This window comes from Pontibacter ramchanderi (assembly GCF_002846395.1).
GTDB lineage: Bacteria > Bacteroidota > Bacteroidia > Cytophagales > Hymenobacteraceae > Pontibacter > Pontibacter ramchanderi.
Map to the genome: position 1 here is coordinate 276,716 of NZ_PJMU01000003.1, position 16,443 is coordinate 293,158.

The 16,443-nt window shown below is 51.5% G+C and carries 11 protein-coding genes and 1 riboswitch; of the genes, 7 read left to right on the forward strand and 4 right to left on the reverse strand.

Features of this window, described 5'->3' with window-relative positions; translation table 11 throughout:
* Window positions 1-11: 11 nt before the first annotated feature.
* The 3 genes from BD749_RS19610 to lysA all read left to right on the forward strand — a co-directional run bounded on the left by BD749_RS19610 (window position 12) and on the right by lysA (window position 7,084).
* Window positions 12-4,433 carry a T9SS type A sorting domain-containing protein gene (locus tag BD749_RS19610; protein WP_245869215.1) on the forward strand — a complete coding sequence of 1,474 codons (4,422 nt, stop codon included), beginning with the start codon at window positions 12-14 and terminating at the stop codon, window positions 4,431-4,433.
* A gap of 181 nt (window positions 4,434-4,614) precedes the next feature.
* The gene (locus BD749_RS13795; protein ID WP_101445269.1) at window positions 4,615-5,946 is read left to right on the forward strand and encodes an aspartate kinase; all 1,332 of its coding nucleotides are present in this window, start codon (window positions 4,615-4,617) and stop codon (window positions 5,944-5,946) included.
* Entirely contained in the window at window positions 5,939-7,084 is a 1,146-nt protein-coding gene (gene lysA / locus BD749_RS13800) for a diaminopimelate decarboxylase (RefSeq protein ID WP_245869218.1), read from the forward strand. The genes BD749_RS13795 and lysA overlap by 8 nt, the downstream gene beginning before the upstream one ends.
* A gap of 95 nt (window positions 7,085-7,179) precedes the next feature.
* Here lysA and BD749_RS13805 read toward each other — a convergent pair whose 3' ends face one another.
* The 4 genes from BD749_RS13805 to BD749_RS13820 form a co-directional block, all read right to left on the reverse strand.
* Entirely contained in the window at window positions 7,180-7,869 is a 690-nt protein-coding gene (locus BD749_RS13805; RefSeq protein WP_101445274.1) for a hypothetical protein, read from the reverse strand.
* Between the two features lie 267 nt (window positions 7,870-8,136).
* Window positions 8,137-9,399, reverse strand: a complete 1,263-nt coding sequence (locus BD749_RS13810; RefSeq protein WP_101445277.1) for a homoserine dehydrogenase — start codon at window positions 9,397-9,399, stop codon at window positions 8,137-8,139.
* Complete coding sequence (gene metX, locus BD749_RS13815; RefSeq protein WP_101445279.1) at window positions 9,380-10,438, reverse strand: homoserine O-acetyltransferase MetX; 1,059 nt, start codon at window positions 10,436-10,438, stop codon at window positions 9,380-9,382. The genes BD749_RS13810 and metX overlap by 20 nt, the downstream gene beginning before the upstream one ends.
* Entirely contained in the window at window positions 10,438-11,772 is a 1,335-nt protein-coding gene (locus BD749_RS13820; protein WP_101446623.1) for an O-acetylhomoserine aminocarboxypropyltransferase/cysteine synthase family protein, read from the reverse strand. Before BD749_RS13820 ends, metX begins: the two co-directional genes overlap by 1 nt.
* Window positions 11,773-12,066: 294 nt before the next feature.
* Window positions 12,067-12,170: riboswitch (SAM riboswitch) on the reverse strand.
* Window positions 12,171-12,426: 256 nt separating this feature from the next.
* Between BD749_RS13820 and BD749_RS13825 the strand changes: the two genes are divergently transcribed.
* The 4 genes from BD749_RS13825 (at window position 12,427) to BD749_RS13840 (ending at window position 16,399) form a co-directional block, all read left to right on the forward strand.
* On the forward strand, window positions 12,427-13,911 hold the full coding sequence (locus BD749_RS13825; RefSeq protein WP_101445282.1) for an SDR family oxidoreductase: 1,485 nt from the start codon (window positions 12,427-12,429) through the stop codon (window positions 13,909-13,911).
* A gap of 176 nt (window positions 13,912-14,087) precedes the next feature.
* Window positions 14,088-15,035 carry a phosphoribosylaminoimidazolesuccinocarboxamide synthase gene (locus tag BD749_RS13830; RefSeq protein WP_101445285.1) on the forward strand — a complete coding sequence of 316 codons (948 nt, stop codon included), beginning with the start codon at window positions 14,088-14,090 and terminating at the stop codon, window positions 15,033-15,035.
* A 55-nt stretch (window positions 15,036-15,090) separates the two neighbouring features.
* Window positions 15,091-15,468: an STAS domain-containing protein gene (locus BD749_RS13835; protein WP_007657896.1), complete on the forward strand. Its 378-nt coding sequence runs from the start codon at window positions 15,091-15,093 to the stop codon at window positions 15,466-15,468.
* Between the two features lie 13 nt (window positions 15,469-15,481).
* The gene (locus BD749_RS13840; protein ID WP_101445287.1) at window positions 15,482-16,399 is read left to right on the forward strand and encodes a ribonuclease Z; all 918 of its coding nucleotides are present in this window, start codon (window positions 15,482-15,484) and stop codon (window positions 16,397-16,399) included.
* Window positions 16,400-16,443: the final 44 nt, after the last annotated feature.

The window sequence follows — 16,443 nt, forward strand, 5'->3', positions numbered from 1 at the left end:
TTACCCAAACTATGAAAAGATATGTACAAGTCTCGATACTACGGAGCAGCTTGTGGGTTGCCATTTTACTCGTAGTCACGATCGCAGGCGCTTTTGCGCAAACCACGCCTGGCCTTATCATAAGACCATCAGTCGGAACCGGACAACAAATATTGGACCCTAACCGAGATGGGTTTGTTTCCATCAGTAGAACAGGATTCACAAATGGCAGAGATGAGGGGGTCGGCAACAGCGAGATTCCCTACAGACAATTTCCAGCCCTGACCTCAGAGCCCACCGGGGACCTGAATACAGGTACTGCAGGTGGCCACACCGATCTGGCCGGACCAGCCACCCCAATCACATCACCCTCCACAGGCTCTCCTGTTGCCGTGTATTTTGACGGCGCCAACCTCATGTTTCGGTTGCGTTTGGGCGGCACCTCTACTGCCTCCAAAGGCTACAGCGTCCTGATTGACTCGAACAATTTGTTTGAGGGCACGGGGGCAAACCCCGGGTTTGAATTTGAGGTACTTCTTGCTTCCAATTCAGCTGTGCAGGTACTGGACCACAGAGGCACGACAAGCGGCACCATTTTCACGGGGGCAGTTGACCAGTATTCGCAGCGGGCGGTGGCAGGCTCTACCAATGGAGGCAATCCAGACTACTTTTACGATTTCTTTGTTCCGATAAGCGCATTTGGTGGAGCTATTACAGCAGACACTCCGCTGCGTATGAGTGGCATTACAATTACAAGCGCGCAAAGTGGTTTTACAGGTACTATATCAGATGTGGGTGGGGTAAACTTTCAAGCCTATGGGTATAATGCACCGGATGCCTGGCGTGCCCTACTGGGTATATTTCCGCCTACTACGCTAACTCAGGTCAGAAACTCAGGTATAACGCCTGCGGCTTCAGCAGCACCAGTAGTCAATGGTCCCATCAATGCTAACAGCACATCCATCTCGGGCACCAGCACCGAGATAGCAGGCTCTGTTGTGACTGTACTTTTAAACGGTGAAGCCATTTGCGGAAGCGCTGGCCAATTGGCCTGTCCAACTGTGAGTGCAAACGGCACCTGGACACTGAGCGGTATACCGAGCACCTTGTTGGTGACAGGCAACATTATCACGGCTAGAGTGACAGCTCCTGGTAAAACCATTTCCCCGCTCTCGAATGCGGTAACGGTTACAACTGGGGTGTGTACAGAAACTCCTGCTCCTCGTATAACCGGTCTGACTAGCTCTGGCAACGACAGATACCTAACATTCATTCCTAGCATAACCGGACGCCAAAGAATAACTATTTACAGCACATCAGGCACAACAACCTCTTCAAATACAGTAATTCTAGATCTTGTAGCTGGTACTGCATACCCAAATAGTACATTAACACCTATACCTTCTAACTTCTTTCTAACAAGCCCTGGCACTAGCTATGCTATAACAACAACACCAGTAAATGTCAGCAACAATGCAACAGGATGTGAGTCTCCCAGATCAAATCTATTATGCAGAGAGCAGGGCAATAACGCTACTGTCAACACACAAGTAATTATAATTACTGGCGTCACTTACGACGGTGCAACTTTCACGAGTAACTTTACAAATGTCCCTACTAACCTAACCTCTCTTACTGTTTCCATTAGTGGGGGTACAGCTACAGGCAATCTAGTTTTGTATAGAAACGGAACAGCTACTACTATCACCACACCTCTTAATGGTGCTGCCTCACAAACGTTGAGCGTAGCAGGCATCACGCCCGCTCTGACTTCAGGGGATATTTTATCAGTTAGGTCAGTATTATCTAGTAGTGCCTGCCCTTCTGCATCTGCACCTTCCAACTTTGTAACGGTTCGTCCAACCCTAACGGCTCCTGTAATCAATGCGCCCAGTTGTGGTTTTGTCACAACCTTATCAGGGACTTCTACCAACCCGATCGGTACGACGATCCAGTTTTACACAGGTGGCACGGCTGGCACCAGAACAGGTACGCTCGTTACACAAAGCGATGGCACGACACCAGTTACGGCAACAGTTACGAGCACCGGCGCGTGGGTAGCAGATTTCACATCGACCACGGCAGGAGGCATTGCAGCAGGCACAGCTATTACAGCCAGAGCTGTATCGCCAAACAACGTATCTAGTGTGAACTCTAATGTAGTAACAGCTACGCCTGGGCCAGAAGGAGTGCTCACCGTTAACCCGATCACAGCAGGCGCTACCACCATAACAGGTACAGCCCCAGCCTCTGCTGCCGGCGGACAGATCACCTTGTATATCGAAGGCACACCATTCCCTACACCAGTGTTTATCTCGGGAACAACCTGGGGTGTAGAGGGCATCTCAGCCCAGGATCTGTTTGCAGGGGCAACTGTTACAGCCACTTTCACGCCGCCAAATGGTTGCGAGAGCAGACAATCGGCACCGGTTGTTGTCGCTTGTAGCCCTCCGCCAACTGCCTTCACACTGAGTCCTACCACGGCAACAGTTTGCGGCGGTAACACTACGAGCTTCGAACTTTCCGGCTCAGAGTATGGCATCATCTACCGCCTGTTGGTCAATGGAGAAGAGTCAGGCAGTTCAGTGCTGGGTACAGGCGGACCGATCACGTTAATTTCAGGACCGTTCACAAACCTGACATCTGCTAACCAGAATCAGACCGTTACTTATCGGGCCAGAAGCCTGACCGGTATTGCCTGCGATGCTATCTCGACCAACTCGGTGACTGTAACCGTTTTGCCACAGCCTGTAACTACCGGACTTACCTTAACGCCAATAACCCCACAACCAGTATGCGGCAGTCGCAGTGTGAGTTACTCACTTGCTGGCTCTAACCCTGCTTATGTTTATCAACTGGTCAACCAGTCGACCGGGCTGCCAATTGGCTCACCAGTACCCGGATCAACAGGAAACATTACCCTGAACACCGGCCCGATTACAGCTAATACCACCATCGGCCTGCGTGTTTCTTTCCCAGGAGAGGGCGCCTGCGGCGTGACTATACCTGATCAGGCGACTGTGTTCATTTCTGGCCCGTCCGTTAATAACTTCGTGTTTGCAGAGAATAACAAGGTATGCGTTGGCAACGGAACTATCATCAGCGTGCAAACAGAATTTAACGCTAATACAACCTATACCTACCGTATCTACCGTAGGGTGGGCTCAGAAATAAACTTCAGTGCCGACCAACTTATAGGAACTCCATTTAACGGTACTGGCGGCGTGGTGAGTAGACAGACCCCTGGCCTCCCCGAAGGCAACCAGTTCTTTTATGCTACTGTGACCAGTCCGAGTTGCGGGGAAATCGTGTTGGCGAATACCGTCACCGTTCAGGTAACAAATGCCGCTTTGCAAGCCAACGCTGGTCCTGACCAGACTGTGTGCGGCTCCAGCGTAGTGCTCAGCGCGAATGATGTGGGGCAGGATGCTGGCCTTTGGAGCCAAGTGAGCGGTCCTACTACTGCTGTGTTCTCTCCGGCAAGCTCCAACAATGCGACCGTATCTAACCTGTCTCCGGGCACCTATATTTTGCGCTGGACTTCTACCCCGGTTTGCGGCGCAGGTGGCGCAGCCACATTCGACGAGGTAACGATCACGGTTAACTGCGACGCCTACTATACCATTAATCCGCCAAAGTATAACAATGAATACATAGTTGGTGACTTACTCGCTTTTGCAACAGACCCGGATGGCGATATTACAGGTGCGGCAATTGTTTTTGGCAGTTTACCGGACGGCCTGGCATTGGCAAATAATGGTAACATTTCCGTTACAAACCCGGCTGCTCTGGGCGAAGGGGCTTTCCCGCTGACAATTAGGGTAACAGATCAGTTTGGAGGTTCTATCGACCTTAGCATCGTCATTCGTCTGCTCGGCAACGAACCGATCATCATCCCGCTCCCAGTCGAGCTGGTATACTTCACCGCCACTGTCCGCAACAACCAGGCGCACCTGGAGTGGCTCACGGCATCAGAACTGGACAACGACCGCTTCGAGATAGAACGCAGCCTCGATGCGAGAAGCTTTGAGAAAGTGGGCACCGTGAAAGGCAAAGGCACGACCAGCCTGGAAACCAAGTACCAGTTTACAGACCGCACACCGGTGCAGGGCACTGTCTACTACCGACTCAAGCAGGTAGACACCGACGGACAGTTTGCTTACAGCAACGTGATTGCAGTGAACGCCAAGGGTTTGGCGCGTGAACTTGCTACGCAGGCCTATCCGAACCCATTCCAGGATGTGATCAAGGTAACACTAACAGCACCTGAGGCGCAGACCGCGGTGATGACCATCTATGACATGAACGGACGCCGGGTAATGAACAAGGAACTGCAGCTGGATGCCGGCCTGAACAGAATGGAGCTTAACCTGGAGCAGCTACAATCAGGTATGTACATTCTGAAAGTAGTGGGCGCGGGCATGGAGTCCACCACCCGAATCATGAAAAACTAAATAACAGGTATAGCACACACAGAAAAGGCAGCCGCAAATGGCTGCCTTTTCTTTTTTAACCAGTTATCACACTTCTGCACTGAATTTGTTAAATTTACGGCCAGATTTTGTTCACCCTATACCTTGCAAAAGGCTATACCTGACCATCTTCTGGCTATATCCTTTATTCCAAACTAATTAGATGAAAGTTTTAAAGTTCGGCGGCACCTCGGTAGGGTCGGCTGAAAGAATGAAAGCAGTGGCAGACCTCATCAACGATGGGTCCCCGAAAATTGTGGTGCTCTCGGCTATGTCGGGTACTACCAATCAACTCGTACAGATAGCAGAGACACTGTACCAGAATGCCAACCAGGAAGCGAACGCGCTCATCGATGCGCTACATGATAAATATAAACAGGTAGTAGCGGAACTCTACGCTACCGACAAAAAGAAAAAAGAGGCCCTCGAACTGATCTCCATTCATTTTGATCATATCCGCTCGTTCACACTCGACCTTTTCACCATTTATGAAGAGCGTGCCGTGCTGGCACAGGGCGAGCTCCTGTCTACGGCGCTGTTTCAGTTTTTCCTCGAAGAACAAGGTATAGCTTCTGTTTTGTTACCTGCCCTGAACTTCATGAAGATCGACGAGAACGAGGAGCCGGACAATGCCTACATCAGTAAGAACCTGAAACTGGAGCTCGAGAAGCATCCAGGGGTAAACCTGTTCATCACGCAGGGCTACATTTGCCGCAACGCCTTTGGCGAAGTGGACAACCTGAAGCGCGGCGGTTCCGACTACTCGGCTTCGCTAATCGGGGCTGCTGCAGACGCCAGTGAGATCCAGATCTGGACCGACATTGATGGCATGCACAACAACGATCCGCGGGTTGTGAAGAATACCTTCCCGATCGCGGAGCTGTCGTTTGACGAGGCGGCGGAGCTGGCGTATTTCGGCGCCAAGATCCTGCACCCTTCCAGCGTATTGCCAGCCAAGCAGAAGAACATACCCGTGCGCCTGCTCAACACCATGCAGCCACAGGCCCACGGCACCACTATTTCATCGCAGACGGGCCAGGGGGGCATTAAGGCGGTAGCGGCCAAAGACGGTATCACAGCGATTAAGATCAAATCAGGTCGCATGTTGTTGGCCTATGGTTTCCTGCGTAGCGTGTTCGAAGTGTTCGAAAGGTATAAGACTCCGATCGACATGATCACCACCTCCGAGGTAGCCGTTTCGCTGACCATCGACAACCCGAAATTTCTGACCGAGATCACCCGCGAACTGCAGGAGTACGGCCAGGTGGAGGTTGACCAGGACCAGTCGATCATTTGCGTGGTAGGCGACTTTATAGCAGAGCGCAGCGGCTCGGGACTGAAGATATTTGAGGCGCTGAAAGACATTCCGCTGCGCATGATCTCGTATGGCGGAAGCAAGAACAACATCAGCTTATTGATCAATACTACTGATAAAGAAAGATCCCTTATCCAGCTGAATGAGGGCATCTTCGAAAGGAACAACCACAATGCTTAATCTTTCTGTGCAGGAGTTGCAACAGCACGCCACTCCTTTTTATGTGTACAACCTCAACCTGTTGCGCCAAACCCTGCAACGGGCCAGCCAGGAGGCAGCCAGGTATAACTTTCAGGTGCACTACGCCCTGAAGGCCAACACCAACAGCCCGATTCTGCAGGAGATGCGCGCAGTGGGTTTCGGTGCCGACTGCGTGAGTGGCAACGAAGTGAAATGCGCCATCGAAAACGGTTTCCCGGCACACCATGTGGTGTTTGCCGGTGTAGGCAAGTCGGATGCCGAGATCAATTATGCGCTTGACAAAGACATTTTCTGCTTCAACTGCGAGTCGAGCCACGAGTTGATCGTGCTCAACGAACTGGCGGAAGCCAAGGGCAAAACAGCCCGCATTGCGCTGCGCATTAACCCGAACGTGAACGCCAACACGCACAAGTACATCACCACCGGGCTGGAGGAAAACAAGTTTGGCATCAACGCCTGGGAATTGCCGGATGTGCTGGCGCTGCTTAAAACACTTCCTAACCTGTCGCTTATCGGGCTGCACTTCCACATCGGTTCGCAGATCACGGATCTTTCGGCCTTCAAAAACCTGTGCACGCGTGTGAACGAGTTTCAGGACTGGTTTGAGTCGCAGCAGGTGCATCTGGAGCACATCAACGTTGGCGGTGGTTTAGGGGTAGATTACTACAATCCGGACGAGCAGCCTATACCTGATTTCGAAGCGTACTTTTCGCTCTTCAACCAGTTTCTGAAAGTGCGTCCCAACCAGCAGGTGCACTTTGAACTGGGCAGAGCGTTGGTGGCTCAAAGCGGTACGCTTATCTCGCGGGTACTCTACATCAAAAAGGGTGTCTCAACGAATTTTGCGATTCTGGATGCCGGCATGACCGAGTTGATCCGACCGGCGCTTTACCAATCTTATCACAAGATCGAGAACATCAGCAGCAAGGGCGCGGAAGAGCGTTATGACGTGGTAGGTCCTATCTGCGAATCGTCTGATTGCTTCGGCAAGGCGGTAGTGCTGCCGGAGACCAACCGGGGTGACCTGATCGCGATTCGGACAGCGGGTGCCTATGGCGAGGTCATGGCCTCGGCCTACAACCTGCGCGACAAAGCGGCCGCCGTATACCTTGGGTAGCTATACCTAAAATTGATCTAAAACGAAAGCCCCGCCTTCAAGTCTGAAGGCGGGGCTTTCTCACTCTTAACCCAAAACCATCGCAATCTATTATCTTACATGGCAAGCGAGACCACGAAATCCGGCTCCGCATGCTTTATATGAGGCTGTTTCTGAAAGAAATTGGCCATCTCGAGCGCATTGCCGCGCGAATTTTTATCGGCACGCAGCACAAAAGTATCTTCACTCAACGAACTCACCACTTCGGTGCGTGTGGCATTGGCAAGGCGCTGCAACACCTGTGCGGCCGGCATCCTACCTGTTTCCACGCGCACAATAAACTCGTTCGATATACCCAGAAGCTCTCCTCCCGCTGATTCAAAATAGGGAGCGGCATAACGCACAGCAGGGTCCTTCGCAATGTCGGCCAACAACGTTTGCACCTGGCGGCAGCTTAAGCCGGCGGCAAGCCTGGCTGGGTAAAGCCTCGCAGAATTTGACTGGACTGGCTGCCCAAGTGCCTCTATATACCCATAACGACCAACAGCCGCTGTAACCTCTTCATAAGTCAACTCCTGGCTGAATGATAGCAGCACCATGCCTCCGTAAACTGTGCCCAGTGACTTTTCAGCATCGTTGTAATAATAGCTATGTGAAATACAGGGCGCACCGTCGGCTGCCTGCAGTGGGTTAAGCAAACCAGGGTCGAAGCGTACGTTTCTGATCGGCGACACATTGTCGTTTCTACAAGATGAAAATATAATTATCAGAAGTAGAGCGTTTATCCAGAGTATATTGATTTTCATTGCTGTTGGGTATTATGAATCGTCCATAAATATTCTTTGTACGATAGTATAACCACAAACAGATGAAAATGATAAGGTTATTTACACAAATAGTTTCGAATGCCGGCTTAAAGACTGTAATCAAAATTATTTAAACATACCTATACAATTAAGATACAATTAAAAATACACATTATCTAATTGTTAAAATTGAATTATTTCCATAAATCTAATATACAGACATTGCTTTATAGAAAATCGCTATACTTAAACGAGCAAAACCTAAACTTATAAAGTTTCAACCGGCAGGATTTCTTCTGCTTTAAGTCGTTCTGGTATTTTATCAAGCGAGACATTTGCTGGTATGGCTGCCACAAAAACACCCTGCTGCTTCAGGAAGGCGGCATGCTGGCCGAGCTGCTGCGGCGACAGCGACAGTATAACCTGGCTTTGATCCTGTGACTGAAACAGTGCCTCTGATGGCACCTGCTCCAGAAATTTAGCGATTTGTTCGGGTTCACCCTGCAGCAAAATAGTGAGGCCGGTATCGCCTGCGGTGACGGTTGCCTGGTTGGTGCACAGCTTGGGGTAGGTATAGCGGTAGCCGCGCACAGCTGCCGCTACGTCGGCCCACACGGCTGAGCCGGTTGGGTGGCTACCGGCACCGCGGCCTTTCAGGAATTGTTTACCCGCAAACCGAGCTTCTACCTCCAGGCCATTAAATTCGGCCTCCACATCGTACAGCGCATCCCCTGCAGGTATAAACGTAGGTATAACCTGCAACACCACTTGCCCATGGGCTACAGCTTTTAAGGACCCAACCAGCTTGATGCGGCATTTCAACACATCAGCCAGCTCAATAGCTTCCGGGCTGATATGCTGAATCCCAAAATGCAGCACGTCCTCCGGATGCACCAGCACTCCATAAGCGTGTGCTGCCAGTATGCAGAGTTTGTGCAGGGCATCACCCCCTTCTACATCAAGGGCAGGATCGGCCTCGGCAAAGCCTAATTCCTGTGCCTGCCTCAAAGCGGAATGATAGCTACCCCGCTCGGCATGCAGCTTGCTTAATATATAATTAGACGAACCGTTCAGAATACCCCTCACTTCTACCAGTGGCTCTGAGCCATAATAGGCCTCGAGTGTGCGCAACACAGGTATGCTGCCGCACACGGAGGCCTCATAAAGCAGTACGCCGCCGTAGCGTTGCTGTAGCTGTATCAGTTCCGGCAGGTTCTCGGAGATCACTTTCTTGTTGGCCGACACCACTGTTCTGCCCTGCTGCAGGGCTTGCCGAATTATGCCGAGCGCTTCTGCAGGATCGCTGATCAGCTCGGCTATTATATCCAAACTGGCATCCTGCAGCACTTCCTGCACATTGTAGGTAAAGGAGGATGCAGGCAGGCTGCGCGGTTTATCCTTGTCTTTCACGCAGATACTGCCGATTTCCCAGCCCAGGTGCCGGTTGGCCTCCACCACATCGTACAAGCCCTGCCCCACGCAGCCAAAACCGATCAACCCGATGCGTTTTCTAAACTTCTGTATTTTCATAGTGTATATGCTTTACTGTTTCAGATTCATAAAACTCCCGGATAACCTGCGTGATTTGTGCCGTTTCCACTAAGAAGCCGTCGTGGCCATAGCCGGAGTGCAGCAGCGCAAATTTTGCTCCCGGCACCAGTCGCTGCAGCTGCTGCTGCTCCTCTACCGGGAAAAGCAAGTCGGTGTCGACGCCTATAAAAAGACACTTCGCCTGTAACCGCTCCAGCGCTTTGGCTATACCTCCCCGGTCGCGGCCAATGTTGTGTGAGTCCATGGCTTTGGAAAGCAGCCAGTAAGTATAGGCATTGAAGCGCTGCGCCAGTTTCTCGCCTTGGTATACCTGGTAGGAAGCCGCCCGGAAATTGTCGGTGATGCTGTTGCCTGGCTCCTGCTGGCTCTCTTCGTAGCAGTTATAGTGCCGGTACGACAGCATGGCAATGGCACGCGCTGTTTTAAGTCCTGCTATACCTGCCTCAGCCGTGCTGATCTTCCAGGTTGGGTCCTGCCGGATGGCCATGCGCTGGCTCTCGTTAAAGGCGATGCCCCAGGCCGAGTGCCGCGCATTGGAGGCCACCTGTATCAGGTTTCCGAAAACATCGGGCTGCAGAATAGCCCACTCCAGCGCCTGCTGTCCGCCCAGCGAGCCGCCGAGCAAGGTATGCACCCTGGCTATACCCAGGTCCTGCCGCAGCAGGTCGAAGGCACGCACAATGTCCCGGTTCGTTAGTTGCGGGAAGCTGTGGTAGTATGGCTGGAGCGTTGCCGGATTAACTGCAAGTGGTCCCGTGGATCCATAGCAGCCACCCAAGGTGTTCGCACAAACCACAAACCAGTCCGCCGGTTCATATAATTTCCCCTCGCCAAATAATTCGCCCCACCAGTCGGTGAAGTCCGAGCTGCCCGTGAGGGCGTGGCATACCCACACCACATTGCTTTGGTCTTGGTTGAGTTGTCCATAGGTTGTATAGGCCAGTTGGAAGCCGGGAAGCGAAGCCCCCGACTCCAGCTGGAATTGTTTCTGATAATGAAAAACTAATTGCTCAGGCATTATGCTTCGTTCAAAACTGCTTGTTTGTCATGCTGCCTTACTTTGGCAAAAGCCTGTTCGAGGTCAGCTTTTATATCATCAATGTGCTCTATACCTGCCGAGAGGCGCAGCAAAGTCGGCGTTACGCCTGCACTCAACTGCTCATGCTCCGAAAGCTGCTGGTGCGTAGTGGAGGCCGGGTGGATGATCAGCGTTTTAGCGTCTCCCACGTTGGCCAGGTGACTCACCAGTTGCAGACTGTTCACGAAAGTTTCCGCTTGTTTTTTATCGCCTTTCAGATTGAAGGAAAGCACGCCGCCGAAACCACGATGCAGGTATTTTTGGGCTAGCTCGTGATACTGGCTGGATGGCAATCCTGGGTAATTCACACTCTCCACCTGCTCGTGCTGCTCCAGCCACTCGGCCAGCGCCTGCGCATTTTGCACGGTGCGGTCCACGCGCAGCGAAAGGGTTTCCAAACCCTGCAGTAGCAGGAAGGAGTTGAAAGGGCTCAATGCCGGACCAAAATCCCGGAGTCCCTCTACCCTTGCCCTGATAGAGAAGGCAATGTTGCCAAACGGCCCGTCGGTACCGAATACTTCCCAGAAATTGAGTCCGTGGTAGCCAGGGGAAGGCTCTGAGAATTGCGGGAACTTGCCGTTGCCCCAGTTGAAATTGCCGCCGTCCACGATCACGCCGCCGATGCTGGTGCCGTGACCGCCGATCCACTTAGTAGCCGACTCCACCACCACGTTGGCACCATGCTCGATGGGTCTGAACAGGTACCCGCCCGCCCCAAAGGTGTTATCCACTACCAGCGGAATGTCATGCTTTTGGGCAATGGTTGCGATGGCCTCAAAGTCGGGTATGTTGAAGCGCGGATTGCCGATGGTCTCCACGTAAATCGCTTTGGTATTTTCATCGATCAGCTTTTCGTAATCAGTCGGTTCGTCGCTCCCGGCAAAGCGCACTTCTATACCTAGCCGTTTGAAGGATACTTTAAACTGATTGAAAGTACCGCCATAGAGGTAGCTCGTGGACACGAAATTATCGCCAGCCTGCAGGATGTTGTTGAGGGCTATGAACTGAGCTGCCTGTCCCGAAGCCACGGCCACTGCCGCCACGCCACCCTCCAGTGCTGCAATGCGTTTTTCGAACACATCGGTAGTGGGGTTCATGATGCGGGTGTAAATGTTGCCGAACTCGCGCAGCGCGAACAGGTTGGCACCGTGCTCCGCGTCCTTGAATGCGTAAGAGGAAGTCTGGTAAATGGGCACGGCGCGGGAACGGGTGGTTGGGTCTATTTCCTGGCCGGCGTGTAATTGAAGCGTTTCGAAATGAAGTGTATTAGACATAGTCGTTTCCTTTAAGATTTTGAAAAGTATAAAATAGATTAGCTTGCTCTGAGACAAGAAAAGAAGAGGTGCAGCAATAGCTGTGATTACAGGTATAGCCTGTAAAAAGCGCGCAATGCAGCAGGTATTTAGTGGGAGATTAAATCACTGCTAGCAACAGCAGCTACACATGCACATTCGGCTACAGCAGGTGGTAGCGAAAACAGAGGCATGCAAATAAACCAGGCATTGGGTTGCCGGGGTTGATCGTAAAAAAAGCGGTGTTGGTGTTGTTCCCTTTTCCATAACGTTATCAATTTATATACATCCGGACATCCGGAATCAGGAATTAGCACCATGCACTGCGGCTGGTTGCTAGCGTTTCACAGAGCCTGTCTCTCCACGCTTCTTTATAAATCGATACCCACAAAGGGATATCAGACTTGATGATGCAAAGCTAGAGCAGCATTTCAAAAAATCCAAATTATAATTTCAAATATTTTCAAGTTCATCAAAAAATCAATTTTACAAAACTGCTTTTCAAGCCTTTACACACACTATAATAGCAACACGTTCTGCCTATTGGTTTAGAATCTTCGAATAAGTATAATTGCTTACACATAACAATCACCAGCTATACCTGTTGTGCAGGTATAAACTACACGGCGAACACGCATGAAAATACTCCTGACCGGCGCAAACGGCTACATTGGCAAACGAATTTTACCTGTGCTGGTAGAAGCAAAGCATGAGGTGGTCTGCCTGGTGCGCGACCCGCGCCGCTTTGAGGTGCCGGAGAGCTTGCAGGGCAAAATCCAGGTAGTACAAGGGGATTTACTCAAACCGGAAAGTTTACAAAACCTGCCACGTGACATAGAGGCTGCCTATTACCTCGTGCATTCCATGGGCTCCGGCTCAGCTGACTTTGAGGAGGCCGAGAAAGCATCCGCCGCCAACTTCGTAAATTACCTGAACTCAACCAACGCCCGGCAACTGATTTACCTCAGCGGCATCGCCAACGACGCGCATTTGTCGCGCCACCTGTCTTCGCGGCGGCAGGTAGAGGATGTGCTGGCGCAGGCCAGGGCTTCGCTTACGGTGCTGCGGGCCGCCATCATCATCGGGTCTGGCAGTGCCTCGTTCGAGATCATCCGCGACCTGGTAGAAAAACTGCCTGTGATGGTGACACCGCGTTGGCTCAACTCCCGCTGCCAACCCATCGCCATACGCGACGTTATCTTTTACCTAACTGCCGTGCTCGCCCATGAAGGCTGCTATGGCAAACGCTTCGAAATTGGCGGGCCCGACGTGCTGACCTATAAGCAAATGCTGCTGCAACTGGCCAAAGTCCGGAACCTGAAACGCCGCATCTATACCTTGCCGGTGCTCACGCCAAAGCTCTCATCCTACTGGCTATACTTTGTCACGAGCACCAACTACGCCCTGGCCCGCAGCCTGGTGGAGAGTTTGCGCAACGATGCCGTAGTGAAAGACTGCAGCATACAACAGATAATCCCGCACAAGTGCCTTAGCTACGAGAGCGCTCTGAATCTGGCTTTTACCAAGATGGAGCAGAACATGGTGGTGTCGAGTTGGAAGGATGCACTGGTGAGCGGCAACATGCAAATCGACTTCATGGATTTTGTACAAATTCCAGAGCATGGCGTCCTCACCGACCGGCAGCGCATGCGCTTTGACAGAGCCCCGGAAGAAGTGATGGAGAACATCTTGCGCATCGGGGGTGAGCGTGGCTGGTACAAAACAGACTTTTTGTGGGAGATTCGCGGCCTGCTCGACAAACTGGTGGGCGGTGTCGGGCTGCAGCGCGGCAGAAGGCACCCGATTGATGTCAGAGTTGGTGATTCGATTGATTTCTGGCGTGTACTAGCCGTTGATCGTAAAACAGAGCGCCTGTTGCTCTATGCCGAAATGAAGCTACCGGGTGAGGCCTGGCTCCAGTTCCGGATCTGCCGCGAGCAGGATGGCAATTACCTCGAGCAGTTGGCCGCGTTCCGCCCGGATGGTTTGGCGGGCAGGCTGTACTGGTACGCCATGCTTCCTTTCCATTTTATAATTTTTAAAGGAATGGCGCATAATATCATCCATTACCAGGAGCCATTGGCGGATAAAATTTTGCCACCAACGCAACATTCTCCATAATGTACAAACAATAGATTTCAAAATATAAAACTATCACTATACTTAAGAGTATACAGCAGTGTCAGAACTCAGAGGAAAGTCCTTTCTGCCGTGGCATTTTACATTTATAGCTGTACCTTTTCACTCGCACCGACAAAAATATTTTAACTTTGCCCCTCTCTAACCTAACAGACCTAATGGAGGCCATAAAAGAAACTAACTTCTCCTTCGCCGGACAAACCGGTTTTTATAGAGGCAAGGTACGCGATGTATATTATTTCGAGGACCGTCTGGCGGTTATAGCCACCGACCGCATTTCTGCCTTTGACGTGGTTTTGCCGCGGGCTATACCTTATAAAGGACAGGTATTGAACCAAATAGCCAGCATAAACCTTAAAGCTACTTCGGACTTGGTGCCGAACTGGGTGCTCTTGACGCCGGACCCGAACGTAACCATTGGCTACCGCTGTGAGCCCTACAAAGTGGAAATGGTGATCAGAGGTTACCTGGCTGGGCATGCCTGGCGCGAGTATAAGGCTGGCAAACGCAGCGTGTGCGGTGTGGCGCTTCCGGAAGGGCTGCGCGAAAACGACAAACTGCCGGAGCCGATCATCACCCCGACTACCAAGGCAGACGAAGGGCACGATGAGGATATTTCGCGTGAAGAAATTCTGGCAAAAGGCATTGTATCTGAGCAAGAATATATTAAATTAGAAGCTTATACCCGGGCGCTCTTCGCAAGAGGCACCGAACTGGCCGCACAGCGCGGACTGATACTGGTAGACACCAAGTATGAGTTCGGCAACTACAACGGCGAGGTATACCTGATCGACGAGATCCACACGCCGGACTCTTCACGCTACTTTTACCTGGAAGGGTACCAGGAGCGTCAGCAGAACGGCGAGTCGCAGAAACAGCTGTCAAAAGAGTTTGTGCGCCAGTGGCTGATCGAGAACGGGTTTCAGGGAAAGGAAGGACAGGTTATACCTGAAATGACTGATGAAGTGGTGAACAGTATTTCGGATCGCTACATCGAGTTGTACGAGGTTTTCACGGGACAGCCTTTTCACAAGGAAAGTTACGACAATGTGCTCTCACGCATTGAGAATCACATCGTAGAAAACATTTTTAACGAGAAAAATTAGAATTATTAACGTGGATTTTGGTACATTCGCGTTTAAATCCTTTACTGGTAGATCTATGAAGTACACGATTGATAAGAAAGAAAACTACACGATTATCACGATAGACGAGAAGAAACTGGATACTTCAATCGCTCCGGATTTAAAATCTGAGTTCGTGAAACTGAATGCTGAAGGGATCACCAACCTGATTCTTGACCTCAATAACGTAAAATATACCGACTCTTCAGGCCTGAGCTCTATCCTGATCGCGAACAGACTTTGCAACTCCTCCAACGGCTTGCTGATTCTGACCAGCCTGCAGGACCACGTGATGAAACTGATCACAATCTCTAAACTGGAGTCTGTGCTGAACATCCTTCCTACTGTGGAAGAGGCCATCGACCGTGTGTTTCTGCATGAGATCGAGCAGGACCTGACCAACAAGGAAGACTAGTCAACCCTACTTTGTGGATTTCGAACTCAGGATACTCGGCAGTTCGTCGGCCACACCCTCGGCAAACCGGCACCACACAGCCCAATTGCTGACCATTGACAATCAGCTACACCTGATTGATTGCGGAGAAGGAACCCAAATGCAGCTGATGCTTTACAAAATAAAGCATCAGCGCATTTCTAACATCTACATCAGCCACCTGCACGGCGACCACTACTTCGGGCTGGCAGGCCTTCTCTCCACCATGCATTTGCAGGGCCGCCAACAGCCGCTGCACCTTTTCGGCCCTCCCGGCCTTTCCGAAATTCTCAGCCTTCAGCTCAAGTACTCCGGCACCAACCTGTGCTACAAACTCGTATTTCACGAGCTGGACACGAGCATTTACCGCAAAATCTACGAAGACAAAAAGATTACGGTACACACGCTGCCTATGGAGCACCGCATACCCTGCTGTGGTTTTCTGTTCCGTGAAAAGCCAAAACCACGACCGCTGATCAAAGAGAACCTGCCCGGCTTCCTGACGCCGCCGCAACTCGTGCGTTTGAAATGGGGTGAGGACATCCGTGATGAGCAGGGCCAGGTGTTGGTACGAAACGCCGTCGTAACACTGGAGCCCAAGCGCAGCCGCAGCTACGCCTACTGCGCCGACAGCAGGTATAAGCCCGATCTCCTCCCCTTTTTAAAAGGCGTGGACTTGCTCTACCACGAGGCTACCTTTACCGACGACTTGCGCGAGCGGGCCCATTATACCTTCCATAGCACCGCCCGGCAGGCCGCCGAGATGGCCACTGCCGCTGAGGTGCGCCACCTCCTGCTGGGCCACTTTTCGGTACGCTACAAAGACCTCACGCCCCTGCTCGAGGAAGCAAAAGAAGTATTTGCGAAAACCGACCTGGCTACCGAAGGCAGCATCTTCTGCGTACAGGAATAGGCAACACGCAAGCTATACCTGGATCCGTTTTAATCACAAAATTC

Excerpts from the sequence above, each read along its gene's own strand:
- BD749_RS13805 (WP_101445274.1), bottom strand. The coding sequence starts at position 7,869 with ATGAAAATCAATATACTCTGGATAAACGCTCTACTTCTGATAATTATA.
- BD749_RS13820 (WP_101446623.1), bottom strand. The coding sequence starts at position 11,772 with ATGTCTAATACACTTCATTTCGAAACGCTTCAATTACACGCCGGCCAG.
- BD749_RS13835 (WP_007657896.1), top strand. The coding sequence starts at position 15,091 with ATGAAGTACACGATTGATAAGAAAGAAAACTACACGATTATCACGATA.
- BD749_RS13825 (WP_101445282.1), top strand. The coding sequence starts at position 12,427 with ATGAAAATACTCCTGACCGGCGCAAACGGCTACATTGGCAAACGAATT.
- BD749_RS19610 (WP_245869215.1), top strand. The coding sequence starts at position 12 with ATGAAAAGATATGTACAAGTCTCGATACTACGGAGCAGCTTGTGGGTT.
- lysA (WP_245869218.1), top strand. The coding sequence starts at position 5,939 with ATGCTTAATCTTTCTGTGCAGGAGTTGCAACAGCACGCCACTCCTTTT.
- BD749_RS13830 (WP_101445285.1), top strand. The coding sequence starts at position 14,088 with ATGGAGGCCATAAAAGAAACTAACTTCTCCTTCGCCGGACAAACCGGT.
- BD749_RS13810 (WP_101445277.1), bottom strand. The coding sequence starts at position 9,399 with ATGAAAATACAGAAGTTTAGAAAACGCATCGGGTTGATCGGTTTTGGC.
- metX (WP_101445279.1), bottom strand. The coding sequence starts at position 10,438 with ATGCCTGAGCAATTAGTTTTTCATTATCAGAAACAATTCCAGCTGGAG.
- BD749_RS13795 (WP_101445269.1), top strand. The coding sequence starts at position 4,615 with ATGAAAGTTTTAAAGTTCGGCGGCACCTCGGTAGGGTCGGCTGAAAGA.